Genomic DNA, 5,054 nt, shown 5'->3' on the forward strand with positions numbered 1-5,054 from the left:
TCAATGCTAAGAGACGGTGTAATGTGGGATAAAGATAGCGTCAAAAATTAGCTATTGACTCCATAGTCTCTTGTTATATGTATCTTGCTAAACGTAGTCGACAAACACCTCTGTCTTACCCAGGAAAGTAAGAACTACCGTTTTAAGTGTATTTGCTTTAATTGTCTCCACAATAATTCGACTCTCAGCATAAGAACGTGCTTGTTCGATACCATCTTCTCTAATCTTATTTATATTATTTGCATCGCTGTTTTTTACGTATTTCAACTCTATTAACCATTCAAAGCATGTTTCAATAGATGAAATTTTTTTCTTCAAAAGAATATCAATGTAACCATCATCAACTTCTGTTTCACTAATTACACTGTAATCACTGTGCAAGCCGAAAAGTGATAGTAACTTAAATTTATAATGCTTTTCATCAAGACGCAAAAGATCTCGATTGGAGAGAGTTCGATTATCTTGTTTTAAAAAAACCACAAACTTATCGATATTTCCTTCGCGCTCCATTAATGAAATTGATTGCTTTAACTCTTTAACTTTTGAAGGAGGATATTTAGCACCAATACTTGTCGAATCAACCTCTACCAATGATATGTCAATATCTCCGTGATACATATTAACCATATCGAGAAGTTCTTTTACCTCGTAGCTATTACCCCATACTTTCAAAAATTCATCATAATCAAATATGAATGATGTCTCTTTAAAGTCACCCATATTAATTGAAAATAATTTAATACTCTCATTTTCAGAGTCGAGGTCTATTCTGACACCTGAACTCTCGTTAATGTTGTGACTCATAATTCTGACATATGTAAACCCAGAGAGTATCGCAACTATACCCCAACCTCGAAACGGATCACTTTGCTTCTCTTCGATGTTATTATCTATTAAAAGCTGACAAATATTTTCAGTATTAGTAGTAACTCCTATTCTACTAAGCAAAGTCTTTATTTTACCTAAGGATATACCTTCACCATTATCCGAGATCTTCACGATACGGTTTGACTTATCGAAGATAATTTTTATTTCTGGGCAATAACTGTCACCTTCAACACTCATTCTGCTCTTGCAAGCAATGCCTGAGTTCATAATTGCCTCAAACAAACCTGCCTTATCTCTACGGATTTTGGTTAATTTATTCAACCATTCAAATTCAGATATCAACATCATCGTTATACCAATGACCTCCTTCGAAAATACATATAACGCCCAATTAAGTTGTGAGCAACGCTTCCACCGCACTCAAGCACTTCACCGTAATCACCAAACTAACTGAAACCGAAAGCGCCGAGCGTTGCGAATCAGCTTGAATTGTTTGTTAGGCAAATTTTCTGCGTACTCACTAACTTGGTTTGAAAACAGAATACCTTAAACGCGATAAGCAACCAATCACCCACTGACTTTTTGTGATTCAAGAACTACTAAAGCCACTATGTTACAGCCTTTCTTTCAACGTTCACGAAACACAGTCTTTCAACGACAAAGTGGCTTTTGAACCACGAAACTCAAAGCTGCGAAATGACAGCAACAACGAAAGCTTCAATTGCCTTGCCCTTCCCACACTTTAAGCCAGTGGAACTCACCACCAACCAATTCTTAAATCCAATGAGGCAACCCACGAAATTTAGCATGTTTTACGGTTGAAGAGATTCAAGGATTTGAGCCGACAATGCTGAATTGCCGACAAAGAAAACAGATAGCCAGAGGGAACAAGAAAAATAAGACAAAGAACTTTCCTGTCCTTTGCCTAACGCCAGCTTAAACCGCAGACAACGCACAAAACAAGCCACTGCATTACGCCTTAAACACTAAATTCACCGCAAACTAAAAATGCCACGCGTTGTTTGTCGGTTTGAAGCTTTTGTTAGAGCGATACAAGCAACAGACTCGCTTGGCAATGAAGTACTTAGCTTGCATTCAATGAACTGCATCTTAGCCAACAAAACTGACTGTAACCAGACCACAAAACCCAAAACACCGATTCAATCGAGAATTTGGAAGAACAAGCCGAAAACCAAGCTTCAAAATACGGTGTTCCTAATTGGTTTTGAAAGCTTGCAGCAACTTGGTTTGCTGAGAATTTCCCACTTTGATTCAGGTTAAGGGATCGAACTCAAAAACACGAAAGCCAGCAACTTTCGATAACCTGACAACCCTTGAATTATCAAAGCGCTATAACGCCAGCTTAAACCGCAGACAACGCACAAAACAAGCCACTGCATTACGCCTTAAACACTAAATTCACCGCAAACTAAAAATGCCACGCGTTGTTTGTCGGTTTGAAGCTTTTGTTAGAGCGATACAAGCAACAGACTCGCTTGGCAATGAAGTACTTAGCTTGCATTCAATGAACAACATCTTAGCCAATGTGAGCTTCTGCAACCAGACCACAATACCCAAAACACAGATCCAGTCGAAGAATTTAAAAGAACAAACCAAAGCCAAGTGTCAGAATCCGGCTTTCCCAATTGGCATGGAACCCCACAGCAACTTGGTTTACGACGATTTTGCCACCTTGATACTGGTTGAGGAAACGAACTCAAAAATACTGAGGCCAGCAACTTTCGAGAACCTGACAACCCCTGAATTTTCAAAGCGCTATAACGCCCAGTTAAGTAGCCAAAAACGCACAAATGCTGCTTCTGCAAACTACCCTAAACACAAAACTCAACGCAAACTAAAAATGCCACGCGTTTTTGGTCTGCTTGAACTGTTTGTTGTAGCGATACAAGCAAACAGACTTAACTTGGCAATGAAGCACTTAGCTTGCATTCAGTGAACAGCATCTTAGCCAACAAAACTGACTGTAACCAGACCACAAAACCCAAAACACCGATTCAGTCGAGAATTTGGAAGAACAAGCCGAAAACCAAGCTTCAAAATACGGTGTTCCTAATAGGTTTTGAAAGCTTGCAGCAACTTGGTTTGCTGAGAATTTCCCTCTTTGATTCAGGTTAAGGAATCGAACTCAAAAATCCTAAAGCCAGCAACTTTCGAAATCCTTACAAACCTTGAATTATCAAAGCGCTATAACGCCCAATTAAACTGCCAAAAACGTACAAATGCCGTTTCTGCATAACACCTAAAACACCAAACTCAACGCAAACTAAAAGCGCCACACGTTTTTGGTCTGTTTGAATTGTTTGTTATGAACGGACTTTAATTCAACCTCAGAATTTCAGCAAATACAAATGGTTGAGACACAGAGCCAATTCACAAAATGTTGGCAGCTACTTGATAAACCCACCACGGATTTACTTAAAACACCCACCAAGTTTTAAGCTTTTCATTGCCCTGCCGCCCCACAAAAGTAAAGGCGCAGCAAATGGCTGCTAGAAAGAATCACTTGGCAAAAATACCCAAACAGCCGATTTGCCTTTTGATGAAACCCAAGCGGCATCTCATCAAAGAAACATCACAGATTTTCAATTGGGAAAGATTCAATTCATGATGAAAAGAAAAGCAAATGTTGAACCTTAGCCCCTAATTTTGCGGGATTTTTCTAGATGCTTCATAACGCCCAATTAAACTGCCAAAAACGTACAAATGCCGTTTCCGCATACCACCTTAAACACTAAACTCAACGCAAACTAAAAGTGCCACACGTTTTTGGTCTGTTTGAATTGTTTGTTAGGGTTCGAGGTTAATTGTCTACGTAGAAATGTTTTTCATGGGGAACTGAGCTACCCCAGTTACAATGCCCTATGTTATCGGCAAGAATAAAAGTTACTTTTTTTCCGCCCATAAAAGCGGCAATAGCTACAGAAGCATGAGCTCGACCTGCTTCCGTCGTGAGGTCTATATAAACTCGTCTAGCGCAGCTTGGTAGCCCTGACTTAGGTGCCCCGTCCATATGAACATGCAATACATTACCTTCTGGTGTTAATCGCGTGGGGACACCTGGTCCCATTGAAGCGGCATATGAAATGGTAGGAACGCTACACGCCACCAAAACTATTGCTCGAAATATACATTTAATCACAATAAGCTCCTTTTTGATATTTTGACCCTAACGCCAGCTTAAACCGCAGACAACGCACAAACCAAGCCGCTGCATTACGCCTTAAACACTAAAATTACTGCAAACCAAAAGTGCCACGCGTTGTTTGTCGGTTTGAAGCTTTTGTTAGATCATTAGTCTGGTTGACGCTACTTTATGTATACTTCTACAATGTCACAACCATTTACTTGAACATCTACTGTTGTTTTCGATACAACGGCTGCCATTAAAACTGACATCAATGACTTACCACCAGGACTAATTTCAGAGAAATGTAATACAGGGTTACTTGGATTTGCCTTTTGACAATCAGAAACCACACCACTTGATAACCACACAAAATGACCAGGGCTATGCTGGTATGAACCCAGCTTTGTTACTTGAACATTGTTAACCCACTCATTTCCGTAAGTCGTGTTACTAAATGCAGCTAAAGCTAATATTCCCGAAAACTTCAAAAACTTGTTCATAGTATTCTCCTTATATAATCTAACGCCCAGTTAAGTAGCCAAAAACGCACAAATGTTGTTTCTGCAAACTACCTTAAACACCAAACCTAACGCAAACTAAAAATGCCACGCGTTTTTGGTCTACTTGAACTGTTTGTTGTAGCGCAACGAATAAACAAGCCAGCTTGGCAATGGTGCATATAGCCTGCATCCAATGGACGACATGATAAACAACAAAACTTGCTGCAACCAGACCACAAAACCCAAAACACCGACTCGGTCGGGAATTTAGAAAAACGAGCCAAGAACAAAGCTTCAAAATTCGGTGAACCGGAATGATTTGAGAAAACCACATCGACTTGGCTTGCGAGGGTTTTCCAACTTGATTCTGATTGAGGAATCGAGCTCAAAAACACGGAAGCCAGCAACTTTCGAAATCCTTACAACCCTTGAATTATCAAAGCGCTATAACGCCAGCTTAAACCGCAGACAACGCACAAACCAAGCCGCTGCACTGCGCCCTAAACACTAAATTCACCGCAAACTAAAAATGCCACGCGTTGTTTGTCGGTTTGAAGCTTTTGTTAGAGCGATACAAA

The 5,054-nt window shown here is 39.9% G+C and carries 5 protein-coding genes; 2 read left to right on the plus strand and 3 right to left on the minus strand.

Annotation, left to right across the window (positions count from 1 at the left end; genetic code table 11):
• Positions 1-87 precede the first annotated feature (87 nt).
• Positions 88-1,176: a PD-(D/E)XK nuclease domain-containing protein gene (locus tag Q8W40_RS27745; RefSeq protein ID WP_305402067.1), complete on the minus strand. Its 1,089-nt coding sequence runs from the start codon at positions 1,174-1,176 to the stop codon at positions 88-90.
• Positions 1,177-1,836: 660 nt separating this feature from the next.
• Between Q8W40_RS27745 and Q8W40_RS27750 the strand changes: the two genes are divergently transcribed.
• Positions 1,837-2,109 (plus strand): hypothetical protein, encoded by a 273-nt coding sequence (locus Q8W40_RS27750; protein WP_305402068.1) that lies wholly within the window; start codon positions 1,837-1,839, stop codon positions 2,107-2,109.
• A 154-nt stretch (positions 2,110-2,263) separates the two neighbouring features.
• The gene (locus Q8W40_RS27755) at positions 2,264-2,785 is read left to right on the plus strand and encodes a hypothetical protein (protein WP_305402069.1); all 522 of its coding nucleotides are present in this window, start codon (positions 2,264-2,266) and stop codon (positions 2,783-2,785) included.
• Positions 2,786-3,649: 864 nt separating this feature from the next.
• Here the strand turns inward: Q8W40_RS27755 and Q8W40_RS27760 are convergent.
• On the minus strand, positions 3,650-3,988 hold the full coding sequence (locus tag Q8W40_RS27760; protein ID WP_305402070.1) for a hypothetical protein: 339 nt from the start codon (positions 3,986-3,988) through the stop codon (positions 3,650-3,652).
• 167 nt (positions 3,989-4,155) lie between these two features.
• Positions 4,156-4,476 carry a hypothetical protein gene (locus tag Q8W40_RS27765; protein ID WP_305402071.1) on the minus strand — a complete coding sequence of 107 codons (321 nt, stop codon included), beginning with the start codon at positions 4,474-4,476 and terminating at the stop codon, positions 4,156-4,158.
• Between the last annotated feature and the right edge of the window lie 578 nt (positions 4,477-5,054).

Origin of the sequence: Vibrio penaeicida (assembly GCF_030689305.1) — a bacterium.
GTDB lineage: Bacteria > Pseudomonadota > Gammaproteobacteria > Enterobacterales > Vibrionaceae > Vibrio > Vibrio penaeicida_B.

Excerpts from the sequence above, each read along its gene's own strand:
- Q8W40_RS27745 (WP_305402067.1), bottom strand. The coding sequence starts at position 1,176 with ATGATGTTGATATCTGAATTTGAATGGTTGAATAAATTAACCAAAATC.
- Q8W40_RS27750 (WP_305402068.1), top strand. The coding sequence starts at position 1,837 with ATGCCACGCGTTGTTTGTCGGTTTGAAGCTTTTGTTAGAGCGATACAA.
- Q8W40_RS27755 (WP_305402069.1), top strand. The coding sequence starts at position 2,264 with ATGCCACGCGTTGTTTGTCGGTTTGAAGCTTTTGTTAGAGCGATACAA.
- Q8W40_RS27765 (WP_305402071.1), bottom strand. The coding sequence starts at position 4,476 with ATGAACAAGTTTTTGAAGTTTTCGGGAATATTAGCTTTAGCTGCATTT.